The organism is Risungbinella massiliensis (assembly GCF_000942395.1).
GTDB classification, from domain to species: Bacteria; Bacillota; Bacilli; order Thermoactinomycetales; family Thermoactinomycetaceae; genus Risungbinella; species Risungbinella massiliensis.
The window spans coordinates 35,320-55,659 of the sequence record NZ_LN812103.1 but is presented as its reverse complement, the minus strand read 5'-3'; the positions used below and the strand labels follow the sequence as shown (position 1 = coordinate 55,659).

General features: G+C 41.6%; 19 protein-coding genes and 2 tRNA genes. All 21 read right to left on the bottom strand.

What is annotated here, in order from left to right:
• Positions 1-71 precede the first annotated feature (71 nt).
• On the bottom strand, positions 72-2,540 hold the full coding sequence (gene spoIIE, locus VJ09_RS11260) for a stage II sporulation protein E (protein ID WP_044641832.1): 2,469 nt from the start codon (positions 2,538-2,540) through the stop codon (positions 72-74).
• Between the two features lie 297 nt (positions 2,541-2,837).
• Complete coding sequence (locus VJ09_RS17660) at positions 2,838-3,338, bottom strand: ribonuclease FAU-1 family protein (RefSeq protein WP_052807367.1); 501 nt, start codon at positions 3,336-3,338, stop codon at positions 2,838-2,840.
• A 123-nt stretch (positions 3,339-3,461) separates the two neighbouring features.
• Positions 3,462-3,538: transfer RNA gene (locus VJ09_RS11250), tRNA-Met, on the bottom strand.
• Positions 3,539-3,543: 5 nt separating this feature from the next.
• Positions 3,544-3,619: transfer RNA gene (locus VJ09_RS11245), tRNA-Met, on the bottom strand.
• A 114-nt stretch (positions 3,620-3,733) separates the two neighbouring features.
• Positions 3,734-3,868 carry a hypothetical protein gene (locus VJ09_RS18975; protein ID WP_267904298.1) on the bottom strand — a complete coding sequence of 45 codons (135 nt, stop codon included), beginning with the start codon at positions 3,866-3,868 and terminating at the stop codon, positions 3,734-3,736.
• A 134-nt stretch (positions 3,869-4,002) separates the two neighbouring features.
• Entirely contained in the window at positions 4,003-4,407 is a 405-nt protein-coding gene (locus tag VJ09_RS11240) for a septum formation initiator family protein (RefSeq protein WP_044641831.1), read from the bottom strand.
• Positions 4,404-4,985, bottom strand: coding sequence for a spore cortex biosynthesis protein YabQ (yabQ, locus tag VJ09_RS11235; protein ID WP_044641830.1), 582 nt, complete (start codon positions 4,983-4,985; stop codon positions 4,404-4,406). Before yabQ ends, VJ09_RS11240 begins: the two co-directional genes overlap by 4 nt.
• On the bottom strand, positions 4,982-5,269 hold the full coding sequence (yabP, locus tag VJ09_RS11230) for a sporulation protein YabP (protein ID WP_044641829.1): 288 nt from the start codon (positions 5,267-5,269) through the stop codon (positions 4,982-4,984). The genes yabQ and yabP overlap by 4 nt, the downstream gene beginning before the upstream one ends.
• Before the next feature lie 67 nt (positions 5,270-5,336).
• Positions 5,337-5,609: an RNA-binding S4 domain-containing protein gene (locus tag VJ09_RS11225; RefSeq protein ID WP_044641828.1), complete on the bottom strand. Its 273-nt coding sequence runs from the start codon at positions 5,607-5,609 to the stop codon at positions 5,337-5,339.
• A gap of 227 nt (positions 5,610-5,836) precedes the next feature.
• Positions 5,837-7,303 carry a bifunctional methyltransferase/pyrophosphohydrolase YabN gene (gene yabN, locus VJ09_RS11220; protein WP_044641827.1) on the bottom strand — a complete coding sequence of 489 codons (1,467 nt, stop codon included), beginning with the start codon at positions 7,301-7,303 and terminating at the stop codon, positions 5,837-5,839.
• Positions 7,304-7,306: 3 nt separating this feature from the next.
• Positions 7,307-8,920: a putative polysaccharide biosynthesis protein gene (locus VJ09_RS11215; RefSeq protein ID WP_044641826.1), complete on the bottom strand. Its 1,614-nt coding sequence runs from the start codon at positions 8,918-8,920 to the stop codon at positions 7,307-7,309.
• A gap of 91 nt (positions 8,921-9,011) precedes the next feature.
• Positions 9,012-9,554, bottom strand: a complete 543-nt coding sequence (gene spoVT / locus VJ09_RS11210) for a stage V sporulation protein T (protein ID WP_044641825.1) — start codon at positions 9,552-9,554, stop codon at positions 9,012-9,014.
• A 329-nt stretch (positions 9,555-9,883) separates the two neighbouring features.
• Positions 9,884-10,900, bottom strand: coding sequence for a peptidylprolyl isomerase (locus VJ09_RS11205; RefSeq protein WP_044641824.1), 1,017 nt, complete (start codon positions 10,898-10,900; stop codon positions 9,884-9,886).
• Positions 10,884-14,426 (bottom strand): transcription-repair coupling factor, encoded by a 3,543-nt coding sequence (gene mfd / locus VJ09_RS11200; RefSeq protein ID WP_044641823.1) that lies wholly within the window; start codon positions 14,424-14,426, stop codon positions 10,884-10,886. Before mfd ends, VJ09_RS11205 begins: the two co-directional genes overlap by 17 nt.
• A gap of 173 nt (positions 14,427-14,599) precedes the next feature.
• Positions 14,600-14,830, bottom strand: coding sequence for an anti-sigma-F factor Fin (locus tag VJ09_RS11195; RefSeq protein ID WP_044641822.1), 231 nt, complete (start codon positions 14,828-14,830; stop codon positions 14,600-14,602).
• A 192-nt stretch (positions 14,831-15,022) separates the two neighbouring features.
• The gene (pth, locus tag VJ09_RS11190) at positions 15,023-15,589 is read right to left on the bottom strand and encodes an aminoacyl-tRNA hydrolase (protein ID WP_044641821.1); all 567 of its coding nucleotides are present in this window, start codon (positions 15,587-15,589) and stop codon (positions 15,023-15,025) included.
• A 71-nt stretch (positions 15,590-15,660) separates the two neighbouring features.
• Positions 15,661-16,248: a 50S ribosomal protein L25 gene (locus VJ09_RS11185; RefSeq protein WP_044641820.1), complete on the bottom strand. Its 588-nt coding sequence runs from the start codon at positions 16,246-16,248 to the stop codon at positions 15,661-15,663.
• 90 nt (positions 16,249-16,338) lie between these two features.
• Positions 16,339-17,298 carry a ribose-phosphate diphosphokinase gene (locus VJ09_RS11180; RefSeq protein ID WP_044641819.1) on the bottom strand — a complete coding sequence of 320 codons (960 nt, stop codon included), beginning with the start codon at positions 17,296-17,298 and terminating at the stop codon, positions 16,339-16,341.
• A 138-nt stretch (positions 17,299-17,436) separates the two neighbouring features.
• Positions 17,437-18,816, bottom strand: coding sequence for a bifunctional UDP-N-acetylglucosamine diphosphorylase/glucosamine-1-phosphate N-acetyltransferase GlmU (gene glmU, locus VJ09_RS11175; protein WP_044641818.1), 1,380 nt, complete (start codon positions 18,814-18,816; stop codon positions 17,437-17,439).
• A gap of 788 nt (positions 18,817-19,604) precedes the next feature.
• Positions 19,605-19,814, bottom strand: coding sequence for a hypothetical protein (locus VJ09_RS11165; RefSeq protein WP_044641816.1), 210 nt, complete (start codon positions 19,812-19,814; stop codon positions 19,605-19,607).
• A gap of 230 nt (positions 19,815-20,044) precedes the next feature.
• On the bottom strand, positions 20,045-20,257 hold the full coding sequence (locus VJ09_RS11160) for a hypothetical protein (protein ID WP_044641815.1): 213 nt from the start codon (positions 20,255-20,257) through the stop codon (positions 20,045-20,047).
• Positions 20,258-20,340: the final 83 nt, after the last annotated feature.

Here is a 20,340-nt window from a genome sequence, read left to right as displayed (position 1 = left end):
CCTCTTATGCCGAATACGAGGCGGAGTAAATGATTTTCTTATCTTACGCCTTTTCTAACAAAGTGGCAAATTTAGGCTTCCGCTGTACGTTCCAACCTCTCCACTCCTGGTAGCCGAATAGTAGACCACTCCGAGCTAAACCGCTCTACTTTGGAAACCAGAATGGTCATATCATCTAAGATCTTTCCTTTTTGGAAGCGAATTACTTTCTCCAATAAACAATCGGCAAAATCTTGGGGGTCTTTGCTCTCGATCTCTTGAATCATCTGAGTGATAAAAGTATCTTTGTTCATCGCAGCTGGTGCAGCATCATAGATTCCATCTGTCATCAAGAGCAACAAATCTCCTGGTTGCAATTGCATCTGTAACGGATCAACTTGAATATCCTTTAGGATTCCAATCGGTGGATTAGATGCAGCTAATCGTATCACCTTTTTCCCTCTTTTGATAAATCCAGGCGATGATCCAATCTTTAGAAATCTCCCATTTGCTGAGTTACAATCCACCATAGCTAAATCAATGGTCGCAAACACTTCATCCACCGTTCGCATACTGAGTATGGAGTTAACCGTTTCAACCGCCCGTTCTTCTTGCATTCCTGCAAGTAACAATCTCCTTAACAACTTTAACGCTGCATTGCTCTCTTCCTGTGCTCGCTGTCCATTGCCCATTCCATCACTAAGCGCTAGTGCATACTTCCCCGTACCTAAGCTCATGTGACAGTAACTATCTCCTGAGACAATGCCTCCACCTTTCGCTGCACTAGCAACACCCGTTTTAATGAGATACTTTTGAGCCGAACCTAATGTTACTAGGGCATGACCACTGCCTTCTTGCAATACTTTCCGAAACACCGAAATAGGCTCTCCCACTACTTCAGATAACAATGGCGCGATCAATTTTTTACTCTCCTCTAGTTGATCACCATGTGGCATGAGTATCTCTATCTCTACTTTCCCTTCCTCTAACGATAAAATATCTACTCTTCGAATGGAAACCCCCAGCTGAGATAAAGCTTCTTCTATTTGCTCTTCTTGTGCAGACATTACTGATGTCTCATGGCGAATCTCGTGAGATAACTTATCCATTACATCCGCCATTCCTTTGAGCTGATCATAAACAAGTTGCCGAGAATCTAGCATTTTCTCTCGCCAATAATTACTTTGTTCATGGTACAAATATTGACCTTGCAAATTTTCCATTACTTTTTCTGGACGAATACAGTGATCTGTCCATGACTCTGGTATGGAAATCGGACGACTTGCTCCTTCTGTTTCGATTAATGCCATCAAATTGGTAACTCCCGAATAGGTGCGCATCACATTTTGTTCCCAACACTGGCCAAATCGCCTACATCCCATACATGACTTTTCCATCACTTCATTCACAAATTGATGTACTTGATCTTCTTCTTCCTGTCTTCGTTTTGTTGTATCATCACGGAAACTAGTGGCTAACTCTTGGAATAAATCTTGAAACTTTTCTACTCGCTGTGCAGTTACATCGCGCAATCTTCTCACATACTCTTGATGCGCTGTCTGGTTGTCCACTGTACCAGGGATAAAACGTCCCACACTCTGAAAAAGAACACTTGGTGTAAGAAAAAACAAGACGATCGCAAGGACTGACTCTTGCAGGGAAAGCCAAAAATCCGAACCTGTTGGATCGTACAGGGCAAGGACCGAAGATCCTAACAAAAATCCAATCGCTACCCCTATCCGTTTTCCTTCTTGGAATAGACCAGCCAACAATCCAGCAAACGCAAGCAGGCTAATCTCTAATATCGCTTTGCTATGAGATAAATTCATAATAATACCAGTAACAACCCCCATCGCGGAGCCAATCATCCCACCACCTACAAAGGCAAGCACCAAGATAAGATAACGCGAGAGAATATGCAAAATAGAAAGATCTCCAACTGTAAAACCTAAGGTTCCGGTAAGAACAGATCCGATCAAGATGACGAGACATACGATTTCTTCATGCCGAAGATGAATACGCCTCTTCTTTTTGGTAAAAATCGGAACAGATTGCACAAAGATATACGTTAAAATAAAGCTCAACAATGTATCGATTCCCGCAAGTAACATCTGGTAATGAGTATGTGGTTGCCAAAGGATCATAGCTAGGTGGCCCACGATGTTGGTGAAAAGTACAAGAAATGGAATTTGCCCCAGATTCCCCTTTCCCATAGCTGCAGCGATACGATAAGATATAAATAATAAGAGCAAAAAACCTGTTACCTTGGCTGCGTGGACTGTATCAAGTGTGGCGGCACCTAAAATCGTCATAGCCATTACCCCAGGCCATGCTTTCCTCGAAAACAAGAACAGGACTGCTAAATAGGCGACGGAGAAAGGGGACACACTCTCTAGGATTGTTGCTCTACCCAACAAAAATCCCATCGCAAGTAGAGGCACGTTCCAAAAATGGACCAAGCGGTGAAAAACTCTCTTTTGTCTACTTTGATCCCAAGCAACCCATTTTTTGACCGAACTCTGTACTCGTGCTTTCCAGCTACCCAATACTTCTACTTGCATCCTAACCACTCTCCTCTTTTCATTCACGTGCCACCCATTATAGACATGACGAAATAGAAAAGTTTGTCAAAACACCTGCTATCTCCAAAGTTTTCTTCGACACCAAGTATCTTGCAGGTTTCGAATACTTTTTTCCCTCTTTCTAAACTTAGGTGGTACGATGAATCTCTGTTTCATGGAGAATATCTTCTGATTTTCCGTCTGAGGTTGTCGAGGATGAAAGAATATTTCTTTTTTCCGACAAAAACTCCAAAAAAAAGAACACACTAGTAGACTAGTATGTTCTTTCAACATGTATTACGTGCTTGTAGAATTTCTTCGTACAGGATTTCCACTAAGCGGATACATTTTTGCCTCGGCTATAAAACTAGGGATCAGTCGTTTTTCGGTCTGTAATCCAATCATACGATCTAAAGTTCTTAAAGCATGAACTTGCTGTCTTCGTTTAATTCTGCCCCGTTCAATCGAGTCTGCAAATTCGTCTATATCAATCAGATGATAGCGTCCATCTGGATAAATGATAAGATCTAGTAAGAGATCAACCATCACATAACGCATTCTCCCTGTCTGGTGCATTTCCATCATATCGCAGTAGTAGTATAGGAATTCCCCATTTTTCTGAAACACCTTGGAGATCGTATAACCTTTTCGAACAAAGTAGTAGGTGAGGAAAATGCGTTTGCCATCAGGATTGGGATATTGTGTCGCGAAGCAATAACGTCCGCGCCAATCTCTCACTTTTTCTACATAGGTCTTGTTGATCGTAGTAAATTTGATTTTTTTAATCGATACATCCACACCTACTCACACACTTCCTGTTAGAATAGCCAAAAGCGGAAAACGAAAAGAGAAGGCGTTACTCCCCCACAGCGAATTTAGGGGGAGTTACTCGCCTTCTCCTCTCTACGAATTGAATCTGTCTGGTAGCGGCGGAGGGGCTCGAACCCCCGACCTCACGGGTATGAACCGTACGCTCTAGCCAGCTGAGCTACGCCGCCTTATTTGGTTGCGGGGACAGGACTCGAACCTGTGACCTTCGGGTTATGAGCCCGACGAGCTACCAACTGCTCCACCCCGCGTCAGCAACAAAACTTATTATACGTACAATAGATCCGGAAGTCAAGGCTTCCTCAAAAAAAAGTTTGGATTCCTCAAGGATGAGAAAAAACGCCTGTTAAAGGCGTATGAGGGATTCACCAAATTCTACCGAAGAAAAGGTCTTCATCTCCTTTAACTAGCGGAAGTCGAGAGGAGCCAGCCTCTGTCTCTTCTAACTTCTTGTCCAATTCTTCTTGATCTTGGTTTGGCTCTTTCTTTGGATCACTCATCGCTAACCTCCTCATCCGAGGATTTTTCAAACTACAAGTTCATGCATAACATATTTATTATAAGAAAAAATGGAAAATTTGTAAAGATAAATAAAAACCAGAGAAATCTGATAGATCTACTCTGGTTCTAATCATTATTCTGTTGTTTCCTTTGGCTGGTAATTCTTTTCTCCCTTTTTTCCGTAACCATATTTGTGTGCCAGCTCCATTAAATATTGGTGTTCTTGTAGTAGAGAAATCCCTTTCTCGAGAGATGTTTTTTCTTGTTGTACTTGCTGCAACGTCTCCTTCTTCACCACTAGCTGATCCTCTTTCTCCCATATACGGAACTGCTGAACTACTAGCTGTATAGAGGCCCAGACAATAAAACAACACATAAAGATCAACCATGCTAGACGAAAGCGTCGAACTTTCGGTTGAATCTTTGGTTTAACCGGACGTGGAGAATCCGATAAATGTTCTTCTTCTACCTGACTGACAGTTGATTTCTTTTGATTCTGAAACACCAAAACATTATCTCTCGGATGATGTGGTATCACTCGGAATCACCTTTTTTTATAAGATTTCTCCATGCATTCCGCAATCGGTCTCGATAATCTTTGCATTTTCGAACAAACTTCATAACGCTAGGCTGCAACCATCTTCGAAGTGGTCTTGTCATCCATTCAAACGGCCAAAGGAATCCCTTGCCAATCGACAAGATCATTCGGTAAATCAAAAACACAAGACGTCGAACTAAACTCCAAAGCCATAACACAGGGCTTACGATCAAAAAAACCCAGAGCCGATATAGTTGGTAAACCATTTGTTCGATAAACTGCACCAATACACGCAAAAAGCGAAAAACCGATTGATGGAACCACTTGTAATAAAGGAATATTCCAAGCGCAATAGCTAGGAATATATAAAATCGCAGCTCCCCCCAATTGCTCCACATCAACAAGCTGAAGACGAGACCACCAGAGACAAACCAATAAAGTAAGTCGATCAGGGAAACAATCCAACCACGCAGACGAAAACGAGCCTTTAGTACTTGATAAAAGTCGAGGATAATTCCTAGGCAAATCCCAGAGCCAAACATCGTTCCCATTGTCAACCATTGAGTGGCAAGATTCATTTGAAAATCCGCCCTAACATACTCTGTTTTCGCTTGGTTTTGCCTACTTCCACACTCTGCAAGTAACTGAGATCATTTACTTCTCCTTGAATAGAGAGTTGTTGATCGTTTAGATCTAAGCTCTTAATATGTAAGTCCCGCCCGCGGATATGAAGGAATCCCTGGGGAGTTTCTACGATAAATTCATTGCTATCAAAACACTCTACGCTCAATATACCAGTCATTTCTAGTACATTCCGATTCTGCAACTGGACACGATGAGATAGTTCTGTCCGTCCTCTCATAACTAGTCCCTCCTTTGGTACATGTTATGAGAGGAAAACCTATCTAGAACTACTATGGCTCCAGAAACTACACCTCACTAGAAGGAGAGAGTTTTTCTTCATGTACAATGGTGTACATTTCTGCAGCGTCTTCTTTTTTGGCATGCTCCGTAAGACGATCCACTCGAACCGTCACTTTTTTTTGCCCGAATCGGATCACCAACTCATCTCCGACCGATAGTGTACTGCTCGCTTTAAGCGGTTTATCTTTGATGGATATTCGCCCTTGATCGCAAACCTCTTTAGCTAAGGTTCTTCTCTTAATCAATCTAGAGACTTTTAAAAATTTGTCTAACCGCAAAATGGGTCCACTCCTTCTGATCCCCGTTCTAACAGGCAGTAAGACCACAATCCCAGTTTCGCAAGAAAGCAAAAAGCTAGGCGAGGAAAAATTGCCCATTAGAACCCAATAAGATCCGCTAGTATTAGCATGGGATAAACAGCCCCATGAAATGAAGTTTCACTTTATTGGACAAGGACTCCCTAATTTACAATACGCTAAAAGGAAAAAAAATCCTGCTATTTTCGTCACATTTCTTTTGATTTTGCCTCATCCCACCATTGATTCATCTCTTCAACAGTCGCTTCATTTAATTTGATGCTTCTTTGATTTGCTTGTTCTTCAACATACCGAAAGCGTTGATCAAATTTAGAAATTGCCTTTTGTAGTGCAAGTTCTGGATGAATCTTAGCAAAACGACTAATCGAGATCAAAGTAAAAAATAGATCGCCCATTTCTTTTTCTCGATCTAAGTCCGTCGGAGCCTGTAGAAACTCCTGTAACTCTTCCTGAAGCTTTTCTACTATTTCTTCTAACCGTTCCCAATCAAAACCAACTCTGGCTGCTCTTTTATTTTGTTCATATGCTTGGAGTAGCGACGGCATTGTTTTAGGGATTCGATCTAAGATAGAGGAAGATACTGGTTTTCCAGCAGACACTTTCTCTTCCTTCTTAATCTCTTCCCAATTTTGTACCACCTGTTCCGCATTAGAAGCTTCTTTTTCTCCAAATACATGTGGATGTCTTCTTATCATCTTAGAGGTGAGATGTTCCACTACATCTTGAATCGAGAAATGTCCTTGCTCGGATGCAATCTGGGAATGGAGAAGAATTTGCAACAAAATATCTCCCAATTCTTCTGCCATCGCATCGGGATCTTCCTCATCCAACGCTTCTAGGAACTCATATGTTTCTTCTATTAGATAAGGACGCAAGCTATGATGTGTCTGTTTTTGATCCCAAGGACAACCACCAGGACTTCGTAAGGTAGCAATAATATCTGCTAAGAAGTCAAAACGGCGATACAAAATTCGCTCCGCTTGTGTCGGCGGAATGTAAAGTGCCGTTAAATTGGAGAAAATCGTCTGGCGGTCTAACTCCCACAGCGGAATCCGAACAATCTGTTCTTTTCCTTCTACCCCTAAAGCATCTAGAAGATAAATCTCATAATCATCTGGATAAACTTCCATGAGGGATAACTTGATATCAGAAGCGATAAAACGATCATATACTTGTCCAATTAAGAGATGCTGGTTAGGGTGGAGCTGATCTACAGATAAATCTGCACCATCCAATAAAGCAAATCCATCAATTGGATCAATACCCAACTTAGAGAAAGCTACATCCAAAAAACTGGGGCTTCCCTCTATTCGAATTTCGATTCCCCGCTTTGGTCCATGTTCTAATAATAGTTGAACAGTCTTTTCTGCTACCATTGGATGACCGGGAACAGCATATACAATTAATTCCCCACTTAGTGCCTCTTGGATCAGTCTTTCTGCAATTGTCTCGTATACTTCGGAAAATTGATCTTTGGCTTCATATACCTCATCAAATGACTGAAATAGGACCCCCTCTGCTAAAAACTCTTCCACAATCGGGTGATCTGCTGTACGCAAAAAGATTTTTTTGGCAGAAGTGATCTTTCGATATGCCCCCAACGTAATACTAGACAAATCACCAAATCCTAGACCGATCACATCGATCTTGTTCATATATCAATTCCCCCACTTCTGTAAGTAAGGTGCTAATTTCCGCTCTAACTTTGGAACTTTTCCTAGATCCTCTCTCGTTAAAAGCCCAAATCGTAAGGCAGACCATATGTAGACCACTACACCAGTTAAAACCGATACAATAGAAGTAATCGTCATCGCCAAGCGATCATTAGGTAACAAATCAACTACTTGGAGCAGTACTAATTCCATTAATCCAGTCAAGATTCCCATCACCAACAAACTCCCCAACAATCGGCTCCATTTCCCAGGCAATACTTGTATCTGATACTGTTTGCTCAAGATACGTAAATTAAGAAGCGTTGCTACTCCATAAGCGACCACTGTTGCAACAGCTGCTCCTCGTATATCCCACAGCGGAATCAGAAGAAAATTGGCAACTATTTTCAAGAGCACACCCAATAGCATATGAATAGCTGGCAAATAAACTCTTCCATACCCCTGCAAAATACCAGAGCTCGTCACTCCCAATGTAGAAAAAACAGTGGTAATCGCCAAAATGGCTAGTGAAATCGACCCTGCACCATCCTCAAATAACATCACATTCGTTGGATAGACGACTACTACCAGACCTACTGATGCTGGTAAACCCAACAACAGTGTCCAACGGAGTGCCACAGCTGCATGATCCATTGCGATTGCCTCATCTTTTCGAGAGATCGCCTCTACCATAGCCGGAACAATCGAAAGTGCAACAGAGGTAGCGAAAAATCCAGCAAACTGGATAAGAGGTTGTCCACGATCATAGATTCCTTTTAACTCGATCGCTACTGAATGGGGAGTTCCGGACATTTCCAAGAGATTGCCAACTGTAAAGGAATCCACCAAACTATAAAGCGGAATCACTAGCGATCCTAAACAAATCGGAAAGGAAACTAATAACAATTTTTTGATTACAGTTCTCTTTGACTGCGATGATAACTGGTTCTGTTGAACTTTGGGTAACAGAGTGTTGGACCATAATCGATGCTTACGTGCCAAAAAGAAAAGGAGGATCAACGCTCCAATTCCACCTGTAAAAGCACCTAGCATAGCTCCTGCACCTGCATATGCTACACCAGCTCCTGTACTCATAAAGAACCAAGCAAGCCCTAAGATCGTCACTACACGAATTAATTGTTCCAAGATTTGAGAAAGTGCTGTAGGAAGCATATTTTGAAACCCTTGGAAATAACCGCGTAAAGCAGCTGTAAAAGGCACAATGAGTAGTGCAAATGAGACTGCTTGAATCGGAATAGTTAGGAGTACACGATCCCCCATCCATTCCGCTATCTGACCTGCTCCTAAAAAAAGGAATACAAAAAAGAAGATCCCAATCCCAGATAAAGTAACCACAGAGGTGCGAAAAACTAGAAATGCACCAGCACGATCTTGGTCTGCAAGTCGTTCCGATACCATACCGGAGATGGCAATTGGAACTCCTGCTGTCGCAATGATCAGCAAGACACTATATAAGGGATATACTTGTTGATAAACATACATTCCTTCATTGCCGGTAATATTCTGATAGGGAATCCGATAGACTGCCCCGAGGATCTTGCTGATGAGAGCAGCAAAACTAAGAATAGCCGCCCCTTTTAAAAAGGTCTGTGCCTTCACGAAACAGTTTCCCCTTTCACCAATCTGTCCCTCATTATACAGAAGGTGAGCGGAACAAAAAAGCAGGCAAACTGGCTGCCTGCACTTTCATCTAATTCTCCATCTGTTTTCCTAAAAAAGCAGCTGCCGTACCAGCTAATTTGCTCTCCAATTCGCCCATCTTTGCCCCATCTTTTTTGGAAAGTAGTACAACAGATCCGATTGGGTCTCCACCCGCAATAATTGGCACGATAACATGTGATTGATATTCTTCCGTCATTCCTCTGACAATCTCTGTACTAGTAAGATTTGTTTCGCTATGAGTTCTTCGTTGTTCCATACAAGTCTCAATCAAATCACTTATCGGTTTTTCGAGATAATCCTTTTTTGATGCTCCTGCAACTGCAATAATACTGTCTCGGTCCGTTATTAATGTCGTCATATGAATATTTTCATAGAGTGATTCTGCATACTCTTGTGCAAAGTCACTTAGCTCCCCAATGGGTGAATACTTTTTCAGAATCACTTCCCCATCTCGATCCACAAATATTTCAAGTGGATCCCCTTCACGGATACGAAGTGTTCTACGTATTTCTTTTGGGATGACGACACGCCCCAAATCATCAATACGACGGACGATGCCGGTAGCTTTCATGTATTACTTCCTCTCTTTCTGTACATTTCTTCGCTTCTATCATCTTTTATCTTGGTAAACTGCATTAATTCACTAATTCGTAGTCCCATCGCCGTCTTCCGCGCTTTTGATTATCCTGAGGGCATACCCTGAGGGTCTATCATGTGAGATCTACTCCAGCTCCCATCGAGTCCAAGTCAAATCAAAAGAGGAAACCTCTGGCTTAGTGGTAATTATGCAATTAGTACTTACGCCCATAGTATGAATCTCTTTCCAATTGATTATGCGAATGGAAAAAAGCCTATGGGTTCTAATCTGAACTCATAGGCTTGGATTGTGTATATCAGTATTTAAGGTTGTGGGGTTGGAGCAGGAGCATCTTTGGCTTGATATTTCACTTCTTTCTCCGCAATTTCTGCAAACACTTGTTGTTTATACATTTCTTTCGTTTCTTCGCTAGAATCTCCGACTTTCATCTTCTTACGCTCGTTTACCCTCATTACATGGTATCCATAGTCTGATTTGATCGGATCACTAATTTTACCTATCGGGAGAGTGAGAGAAGCATCTTTAAATGCTTGTACAAATTGATCAGCAGGACCTTCGATTTTCCCTTCGATCTCTTTTGAGCCTGCATCATCGGAATATTCTTTGGCAATGGTCTTGAAGTCACCTTTGGACTGATCGAGCTTTTGTTTCGCTTCCAGTGCACGTTTTAAGGCATCAGCATCCGATCGTTTAATTGGATCGACTTGATTTCCGTTTGCATCAGGTGCCTGTGCAATCTCTGTACCAACCAGCACATGATTCACGTTAACATAATCATACTCTAGGTTTTTGATCCGATCAGACAATGCGAGATCGACTAGGAAGTCTTGCTCAATCACTTTTCGGAGATCGTCAGGAGTAAAACCATATTGTTTAAACTGATCTTCCATTTTAACTGGATCCTGTCCTTCTTGCTGTGGCTGTTCAATTGCTTGTTTAAGCGATTCAAATTGTTTATTCGTCTCATCTTTGAAATTAGCAGGTGCTTGAATCTTACTTGCCATAAATTTCTTTGTCGCTAATTGTTTCGCAATCTCTTGTTTTAGGTCAGGAGATTGTTGTAACTGTAATGCTAACATCGGTTGGAAGAAGAAATTGATATTCGCATACAAGTTCACTTCTCCCTCTGTGATAGCTCCACCTTCATAAGTAGCATATACCTTCGTGCTTTTTGTATCTAGCGGAGTAATAGGAGGTTGAGTCTCTGTTGCGGTTTGATCTGTTGGACTAGACATAAAAGTATACGTGGCGAAAATTGTTGTGAAAATTAATACCGCGATGGTAGCAATTGCTACGATGCGTTTAGTCGATGTTGACATTTTCCATTGCCCCTTTCCTTGTGGGAACCGCCTCATATTTTATCAAAAACTGCTCCATCAATTCTAGCAACATGCGAGTAGAAAGCCCTTGCACTTTTAAAATAACCCCGATTTGCTTCCCAGACGAGAGGCGAACCCGGCCAGGGAATTGATTGGCTACTTGGAATAACATCTGGCCATCGATCTCTTTGCTCTCTTCAGGCCGAAGCTTCATTGTCACTTCTTGCCCTTTTTGCTGGATTATCTCAAATCCATATTGGATCGCATAGGATCTTATTTTGGCTACTTTCATCAATTGTACAACAGGATCAGGAAGGTCACCAAAACGATCTTCCATTTCTTCCTCTAATTCTTGTACTTCCTTAATTGTACGAACTGATCGAATCTTTTTATACAGCTCGATTTTTTGTTTCTCGTCTTGGATATATTCAGATGGTAGATAAGCATCCACCTTGATATCCAACTCTGGATCAACTTGCACCACATCTTCTTTTTTGCCTTGTTTCTCTTGTACCGCATCTTTGAGCATTTGACTATATAATTCAAACCCTACACTTGCAATATGCCCATGTTGCTCAGCTCCTAATAAATTTCCAGCACCTCGAATACTGAGATCTCGCATCGCGATTTTAAAACCAGAACCAAGTTCGGTAAACTCTTTAATAGCTTGAAGACGTTTTTCGGCTGTTTCGGAAAGAACCTTGTCGCGCTGATAAGTAAAGTAAGCGTAAGCGATTCGATTCGAACGTCCTACTCGACCACGCAACTGGTAGAGTTGTGATAATCCCATCCGATCTGCATCATAAATAATTAGTGTATTCACATTTGGAATATCTACACCTGTCTCAATGATGGTAGTACTTACCAACACATCGGATTCCCCATCTAAAAAGTCTAGCATTACACGCTCTAGCTCTGTCTCCGCCATCTGTCCATGTGCAACAGACACTTTGGCATCTGGAACGAGCAAACGTATTTGATCTGCCATCTGGTCAATATTTTGGACTTGATTATAGAGGAAAAAGACTTGTCCCCCTCGTCCCATCTCTCGCTCAATCGCTTCTCGGACAAGCGCTCCTGAATACTCCAATACATAAGTCTGAACAGGAAAACGGTTTTCAGGAGGTGTTTCAATAACAGAGAGATCGCGTACCCCCATCATCGCCATATGCAATGTACGTGGAATAGGAGTAGCTGTTAGTGTCAGCACATCTATATTGTGTTTTAATTGCTTGATCTTTTCCTTATGCTTTACTCCAAATCGTTGCTCTTCATCAATAATGAGTAGACCTAGATCCTTATACTGAACATCCTTGGATAACAATCGATGAGTCCCGATTACAATATCCACTTTTCCTGTCGCAAGGCTATCCATTGTTTCTTTCTGTTCTTTGCGAGAACGGAACCGGCTTAATACACGAATCTCAACGGGAAAATCTGCAAACCTCTCTTTAAACGTCTCATAATGCTGCTGAGCTAGAATAGTGGTAGGAACCAATACCGCTACCTGTTTTCCATCCATTGCAGCTTTAAATGCGGCTCGCACAGCCACTTCTGTTTTCCCATAACCAACATCACCACAAAGAAGTCGATCCATCGGCTGGGTCTGTTCCATATCTTTTTTGATCTCCTCAATCGACCGAATTTGGTCTGGTGTTTCATCATAGGGAAACATTGCTTCAAAATCCCGCTGAAAAGGTGTATCAGGAGAAAAGCTGTAACCTTTTGCTTGATTGCGCTGAGAATAAAGCGCTATGAGGTCTTTGGCAATATCCTCAACAGAGCTTCTTACTTTATTTTTTACTTTGTTCCATTCATTCCCACCTAAGCTATATACCTTAGGTGACTTCTCTTCGCTTCCTACATACTTCTGTACCTGATCAATCTGTTCGACCGGAACGTAGAGTTTATCATTTCCTGCATACTGAACATGGAGATAATCTTTGTGTAATCCTCCTACCTGCAACGTCTCGATCCCGATGTATTTTCCAATACCATGATTGACATGTACAACATAGTCCCCTGGTTTTAACTCTTGATAATCTTTAATCTTTTCTGCATTATCCATCTTAGAAGAGCGACGAACTCTTCTGGTACGCTGAGTGAAGACTTCGCTCTCCGTAATAACTGCCAATTTAATTCCACTCAACTCAAAGCCATTTTGTAAACTAGCTGGAATGAGTACAGGTTTTCCAGGATGGATCTCACCAGTAGTGGAACGAGTCGCTTCCATGCCATAGTCTTGAAGTACTCGTTCTAGTCGATCTAAGCGATCTTCACTACTCGCTGTAAACACCAGTCTATAATTGGCTTTGACGAGTCTCTCCCATTCAGCTTTTAAAACATGCATCTGCCCGTGAAACTGTTGCATCGCTTTACAGAGAACTTGGATAATATTCTGTGGTTGGGTTCCAGGTGCTTGTCGCAAAAATAAAGACAACGAGAGGCGCTGATTTGCGTGATTTTGAATCACTTCCTCATAAGTAAAGGAGAGCTTTAGCTTAGGTAAAATTTCCCCTTGTTGCAATAGAGCAGTCTGCCATTCTCCTTCTTCCTTCTCCATTTGTTTGGCACTTTCCCAAATTCTTGTAGGTTCATCTAGAATGAACAGAGTCTCTTTTGGAAGATAGTCCAGCAAACTTTGGGAGTTAGGATAGATTTCGGATATATATTTATAGATCCCATTAAAAGAACTCCCTTCGCGTAACTGCTCTATCTCCCACATAGCATGCTCGCGAATTTTTTGCGCAACTGTTTCATCTCGTACTATTTGAATCCGCTCTTCTAATAGTTTTTCAATACGGTCGGCTGCTTTCATATAAAGTTCTGATGAACCGAACAACTCACTTGCTGGGGGAATTAATACATTGTCCCACTTCTCCAAAGAACGTTGGCTAGCAGTCGAAAAAGGACGGATCGAGTCAATTTCATCATCAAACCATTCCATACGAATCGGATTCTCAAAGGTAACTGGATATAGGTCCAATATCCCTCCACGTACGCTAAATTCGCCGCTTTTTTCGACCATATCAACTCGTTCGTACCCCATGTGAACCAACTTATCACTTAGCTTCTCCATTGGATACTCTTGCCCTACATTCAATTGAACGTGAGCATTTTGAAAAGTAGCTTTTGGCGGAAAAAGCTTTCGTGCTCCAGAGAAAGGGACGACTAAGACACCACGAAAACCCCGGGAAAGTCGAGACAAAACTTGAATTCGCTCTCCGAGGGTCTCTGATCCAGATAAGGCAATTTCTGTTGTCACAAGTTCATTCGCTGGGTAAAGCAACAAATTTTCCCGATCTATTAACTCCAATAGGTCTTCATACGCTTTTTGCGCTTGGTTTAGATTGTGCGTCATGATGACGACTGGCCTCTCCAATTGTTGATAGAGAGCTGCAACATAAAGCATGCGAGCGGTTCCGGTCAGTCCGGTTACGAGTTGTTCACGCAAATGGTGCTTGAAACCCTCTACCGTCGACTGAAAGTCCGCATCTTGTTGTATCAACTTTCGTAACGGTTCCAAAAACGGACACTCCTCTTTTATGTTTTTTTCTCCTCTATGACAATAGAAAACAAGCCTCAGCTCTTGACAAGCCAAGACTCATTTCCTCACTAGTCAGAAAAAACTAATAACATATTCTGTGATTGGAGTCTGCTACATTAATCTCTCTAACTTCCATAAAATATGCAACATGGTTATTGGATTAAATAACTCCAAGCATTTCGTTCGGGATAACGATCCAGCGTCTCTTGACAGCTTTCACAAGTGATATGTACATATGTATCCCCGTATAGGTCATTAAAAATTATATCTTGCCGTTCTTCTTGGGTCAACCGATCAAAACCTAGCTCTTGTTCGGTTACGTCTTTTTTTTCCAACATTCCAAGTCTACTCTGACAATGTTTACACTGATAATAGATGGCCACAAGCATTCTCCTAGTGTTGGGAAGATTTGTCCCTAGTATCACCTAGTTTACTTGTAGACATACCATTTTTCTCGTTAACAACAGGAAAACCCCACCAGTCTTTGAGCGGATAAGATGGGGTTTCTTTCCTATAAAAGACTTTGGTTCCATTATCCATCAGCAGAATAAAAAATTTCTGATGAAAGTTATACCTTATTTATTAACGTTAAAGCGGTTCATAACTTGGAGGAAATCTTCACTTAGCCATGCTTCAACTGCTTCAGCTGCCATTTGAGCTGCGGATTGTGCTTCCGATTGCTCCTCTGGTAAAAATGGTGCCAAAACATAGTTCGGTACTGAGATACCAGCAGGAGGGCGATCTACTCCTAATTTTAATCGCTTAAATTCATCCGTCCCTAAGTGTTGAATGATGGATTTCATCCCATTATGACCACCAGAACTTCCTTTTAGTCGCAGACGTATCTTACCCAGCGGCAAATCCATATCGTCATAGACTACTAACAGTTCATCCAAATCGGCTTTGTACCAATCCATAGCAGGACGGACGGATTCCCCAGAGAGATTCATATAGGTTGTTGGCATCAGCAAGACTACTTTTTCTGATCCAACCATTCCTTCCCCCACTACCCCATGAAACTTTTCTTTATTTAGGGGTATATTTAATCGACGGCTCAATTCTGCCAAAACCCAAAATCCGATGTTATGTCTGGTTTGTGCATATTTTCTGCCCGGATTCCCAAGCCCTACGATAAGCTTCATTATTCTCTTCCTTTACTTCTACTTGAAAAAGAGGAATCGAGAAAGTCCCGATCCCTCTGATCATATCATATTTAGTCCTCAGTTGAAGTTTCTGGCGATTCTTCCTCGGCTGGTGATTCTTCTTCTGCTACAGGTGCACTCACTGTAACAAGTACCGTCGCAGGATCAGAAATCACTTCAAAAGGGAGACCTGACAAGACATCCGTCAAAGTGAGAGAATCTCCTATGCCAAGTTTGGAGATATCGACTGGTAACTCTGATGGGATTTGATCTGGCTTACAACGTACGGTCACGCTATGTGTCACGTGTTGCAAGACCCCACCCTCTGTTGCACCAACTGCTTCTCCTACCAAAACGACTGGAACATCTACATCTAAATCTTCATTTAACGATACCGCAAAGAGATCCACATGAAGCAAATCTCCTTTAACCGCATTTTTTTGTAGTTGACGTACTAGCACACGATAAGGTTTACCCGCTACTTGAACATCGAGCAAACCAGAAGAGCGTTCCATCTCTTTTTTCAAAGCACTAGCATCTAGATCAATAGGGATGGCTGAAATATTTTTTCCATAGAGCACACCCGGCACACGTCCTCTTGAACGAAGCTGCTTGCTGTTCTTCTCATGTCGTAATTCTGCAGAAATGGTCATTGTCATCAATTCCCCTTTCTTATAACTATTTATATTGCCCAAAAAAGAGGAAATAAAACTGCAAAATTTTAACAAAAAAAGAACAAACAGTAAATCTTAGTCAAAAAGACGGCTAACAGATTTCTCATTATGAACACGGACGATGGCTTCTCCAATCAAACCGGAGACAGAAAGCACTTTAATCTTGTCCAATTGTTTGGAGTCTGGCAATGGAATTGTGTCTGTTACTACCATCTCCGTAATATTGGCTTCCTCAATCCGCTTCATCGCAGGACCAGAGAAAACCGGATGAGTACAACAAGCAAATACTTCTTTTGCACCTTTTTCTAACAGGGCATTCGCAGCCAGTGTAATCGTTCCTGCTGTGTCGATTAAATCGTCAATGATAATCGCTGTTTTACCAGCTACTTTCCCAACAATGTTCATCACTTCTGCTACGTTTGGCTCTGGGCGACGTTTATCAATAATCGCAATTGGCGCTTCGAGACGTTCTGCCAGACGACGAGCACGAACGACACCACCATGATCTGGAGAAACGACAACCAAATCTTCTAGGTTCTTGCTACGGAAGTATTGAGCCAAAATCGGCACGCCTACTAAATGATCGACTGGAATATCAAAAAATCCTTGAATCTGGGTCGCATGAAGATCCATCGAGATAACACGATCCGCACCAGCTGTTTGGATCAAGTTTGCAACCAATTTTGCAGTAATTGGATCACGAGCACGTGCTTTACGATCTTGACGAGCATAACCATAGTATGGCATTACAACATTGATCGTTTTTGCAGAAGCACGTTTTAAAGCATCTACCATTACTAAGCATTCCATCAAATGTTGGTTAACTGGATCACAGGTAGACTGCACCACATATACATCGGATCCACGAACACTCTCGTTCAATTTAATATGAATTTCGCCATCACTAAATTTGTTTACTTCTGCGTTCCCAAGCGGGATTCCAATATGATCACAAATTTTTTGCGCCAGCTCCGGATTGGAATTACAGCTAAAGACTTGTAAGCGTGGTATTGGCTTTTCTACTCCAATTGACATGATTCCAAATGCCCCCAGTTTTTATATCTGTCTATTTAGCACTTTACAATCTATCTTCTAACTTCTATCTGACTATCCCATATTAACGGTTGGAACCATCCGTAGGGATGAAGAAAACCCCACGATGGAAGTTTGAGTCTATTTTTTCAATCTAGCCTTTAGCTTTGTTACATAACCCTCTTTGTTTACTTGTCTCTCACGAGCTACTGCTAAAGCATCGGCTGGGACATCTTTCGTGATCGTGGAGCCAGCAGCTACATAAGCACCCTCAGCTACTGTTACTGGCGCTACTAAATTGGTATTGCAACCAATAAAAGCCCCATCTTCGATAATGGTCTTATGTTTCCGGAAACCATCATAATTAACCGTTACAACACCACAACCGACATTCACATTTTCGCCAACTTCTGCATCTCCTACATAAGCGAGATGGGACACTTTAGCTCCTTTAGCTAGTTTTGCCTTCTTTAGGTCTACGAAACAACCAATTTTCACTTCTTGTCCAAGTTCAGTGCCAGGTCGGAGATAAGCATATGGTCCCACTGTACTTTGTTGACCCAAATGACTGTCTTGCGCTACTGTATACTGAACCTTCGTCGAATCCAAAACAGTTACATTCGTCAAATCCGCTTGCGGTCCAATATGGCAATCTGCTCCGATTACCGTTTTCCCACGCAAAAAGGTCCCCGGCTCGATCACGGTATCTTCGCCGATGACTACCTCGATATCTATATAGGTTGCTTCTGGGTCTACGATCGTGACTCCATTTTGCATATGTTGTTGTATAATACGCTTTCGCATGCATTTTGCCGCTTCTGCTAATTGGATTCGGTCATTTACGCCCATTGCCTCTACTACATCTTCCATTTCATAAGCAGAGATCACTTGGTTCTCTTCTTGTAGAATGGAGAGTACATCTGGCAAGTAGTATTCTCCTTGAGCGTTATCATTGTCCACTTTTCGAAGAGCTGCAAAAAGCTTTTCATTGTCAAAACAGAATGTACCAGTGTTGATCTCTTGGATCTGACGTTCTTCTTCTGTCGCATCTTTATGCTCGACGATTCTGGCGACTGAACCACTTTCTCCTCGTACAATCCGTCCATACCCCGTCGAATCTTCTACCGTAGCAGTCAAGACGGTTGCTGATGCATGAGTCGATTGGTGATGCTCAATCAGCTTTTGGAATGTTTCAGCCGTAAAGAGAGGATGGTCTCCATTTAGAACAAGCGTAATCCCAGCTTGATTTTCTAGAAGTGGACGAGTCTGTTGCACTGCATGAGCAGTTCCAAGCTGTTCATGTTGTTCCACAATTTGAACCCGATCTCCCATATACTGTCGTACTGTTTCCCCTTGGTGTCCTACCACCAGGATTGTCTCCGTCGGAGAAAGCGCAGTGATAGACGTCAGGATATGGTCTATCATGGGCTTGCCACAAATCTCGTGCAATACCTTATGTTTCTTTGACCGCATCCGTGTGCCTTTTCCTGCTGCCAGCACCACGGCAAACAAATTTTGCATGCAAAAATGCCCCCGTTTCCTTGCGAACTTCCTTCCTGAATATATCTTAAAATGCATGCTCTTTGCAACCAGAAGCATTTCTATTCCGTAAGGTTTAGCGTTTTAGAAAAATGTTTCGAAAAAGAAATAAGACAAACCAGTAAAATAGGTTTGTCTTGTCTAGCCAAGCTATCTATTTTAGTTATTTTCTAAAAATAAAAAGTGAGATTGCTATTAAGATAAATACAATTATATTAATATACAGCACTTGAACTACTACATCATAATGTCGAGCTATACTGTTCCATATATGAATTCGAAAAATAACTTCCAATGAGATGATAATCGCTGCAATAGTCAAAAAGTAGATAACCAAAAAAGCATTCCTCAACCAATCTCGGAATCTCTTCATCTCAGCACGTCCTTTTTCATGAAATTTCATGCTGAGAGGCTAGACGTACCCCTACAGCATGGTAGAAAACACTTAGATAAAATGATTTCTATCATGCTGTAGGACTAATTACATTATAACGATACATAAAACCTATTTCATATATAATTAATCTTTTTTCTATCATAGAGCATGTTGCATAATGAACCCAAAGCCAGAGGTTTTCCCCTTTTGAGATGCGACTATGAGCGGTAGGGAGTCTGAGCAGATCCCTCAGGACAGGCAGGACAAGCTGAAGCGCGCGTACGCTTAACTTTGATTAATGCAACAAGCTATATCATAGAACAAATCCACATAGAGTTGGCTTCTAGATATGGAAAAAGACAAACCAAATTTGTTGGTTTGTCTAGTCTAGCACTTACGATTTTTTCTTCTTAATATCTTTGTACACATCTGCAGCTGCCCAACTGTAAAGTAAGCCAATAAGAGCGAAAATTACTCTGCCCGCAATGGGTTTTTCGAGAACAAGATCAGACCCTACCAAACTCACCACAAATTCGTAAGCAACAGCTCCTACAAAAAAGAAGACTGCAAATGTTACACACACCAAGAAGTATGTTACTCTCATTTCTCAGCACAACCCTTCTAATGAAATTTCATGCTGAGAGGCTAGACGTACCCCTACAGCATGGTAAAAAACACTTTGAGTAAGGCGTCCTCTACCATGCTGTAGGAGTAAATACATTGTATAATAATTTGAATTATTAGTAGCATTGATTTGTTGCCATCCTATGACAGTCTTCTCGCTCGCTTTAAATGAAAAAGACAAACCATAAATAATGGTTTGTCTGTCTAGCACTAAGATTTTTTCTTGTCCTGAATATTTTGGTATATATCTGTAACAGCAGCCCAGAAGTACAGTAGTCCAATAAAGATAAATGTTACTCTACCCGTATATATTTGTTCGTGGTCAAGATCTAATCCAAATAATCCTGTCACAAATCCATAAGCAAAGGCTACTCCAAAAGCAAATAATCCAATGACTGTACATACATAGATGAAAGAATTCATTTCTCAGCACAACCCTTCTAATGAAATTTCATGCTGAGAGGCTAGACGTACCCCTACAGCATGGTAGAAAACACTTTAAGTAA

Excerpts from the sequence above, each read along its gene's own strand:
- spoIIE (WP_044641832.1), bottom strand. The coding sequence starts at position 2,540 with ATGCAAGTAGAAGTATTGGGTAGCTGGAAAGCACGAGTACAGAGTTCG.
- VJ09_RS18975 (WP_267904298.1), bottom strand. The coding sequence starts at position 3,868 with ATGAGTGATCCAAAGAAAGAGCCAAACCAAGATCAAGAAGAATTGGAC.
- yabQ (WP_044641830.1), bottom strand. The coding sequence starts at position 4,985 with ATGAATCTTGCCACTCAATGGTTGACAATGGGAACGATGTTTGGCTCT.
- yabP (WP_044641829.1), bottom strand. The coding sequence starts at position 5,269 with ATGAGAGGACGGACAGAACTATCTCATCGTGTCCAGTTGCAGAATCGG.
- yabN (WP_044641827.1), bottom strand. The coding sequence starts at position 7,303 with ATGAACAAGATCGATGTGATCGGTCTAGGATTTGGTGATTTGTCTAGT.
- spoVT (WP_044641825.1), bottom strand. The coding sequence starts at position 9,554 with ATGAAAGCTACCGGCATCGTCCGTCGTATTGATGATTTGGGGCGTGTC.
- VJ09_RS11205 (WP_044641824.1), bottom strand. The coding sequence starts at position 10,900 with ATGTCAACATCGACTAAACGCATCGTAGCAATTGCTACCATCGCGGTA.
- pth (WP_044641821.1), bottom strand. The coding sequence starts at position 15,589 with ATGAAGCTTATCGTAGGGCTTGGGAATCCGGGCAGAAAATATGCACAA.
- VJ09_RS11185 (WP_044641820.1), bottom strand. The coding sequence starts at position 16,248 with ATGACAATGACCATTTCTGCAGAATTACGACATGAGAAGAACAGCAAG.
- VJ09_RS11180 (WP_044641819.1), bottom strand. The coding sequence starts at position 17,298 with ATGTCAATTGGAGTAGAAAAGCCAATACCACGCTTACAAGTCTTTAGC.
- glmU (WP_044641818.1), bottom strand. The coding sequence starts at position 18,816 with ATGCAAAATTTGTTTGCCGTGGTGCTGGCAGCAGGAAAAGGCACACGG.
- VJ09_RS11165 (WP_044641816.1), bottom strand. The coding sequence starts at position 19,814 with ATGAGAGTAACATACTTCTTGGTGTGTGTAACATTTGCAGTCTTCTTT.
- VJ09_RS11160 (WP_044641815.1), bottom strand. The coding sequence starts at position 20,257 with ATGAATTCTTTCATCTATGTATGTACAGTCATTGGATTATTTGCTTTT.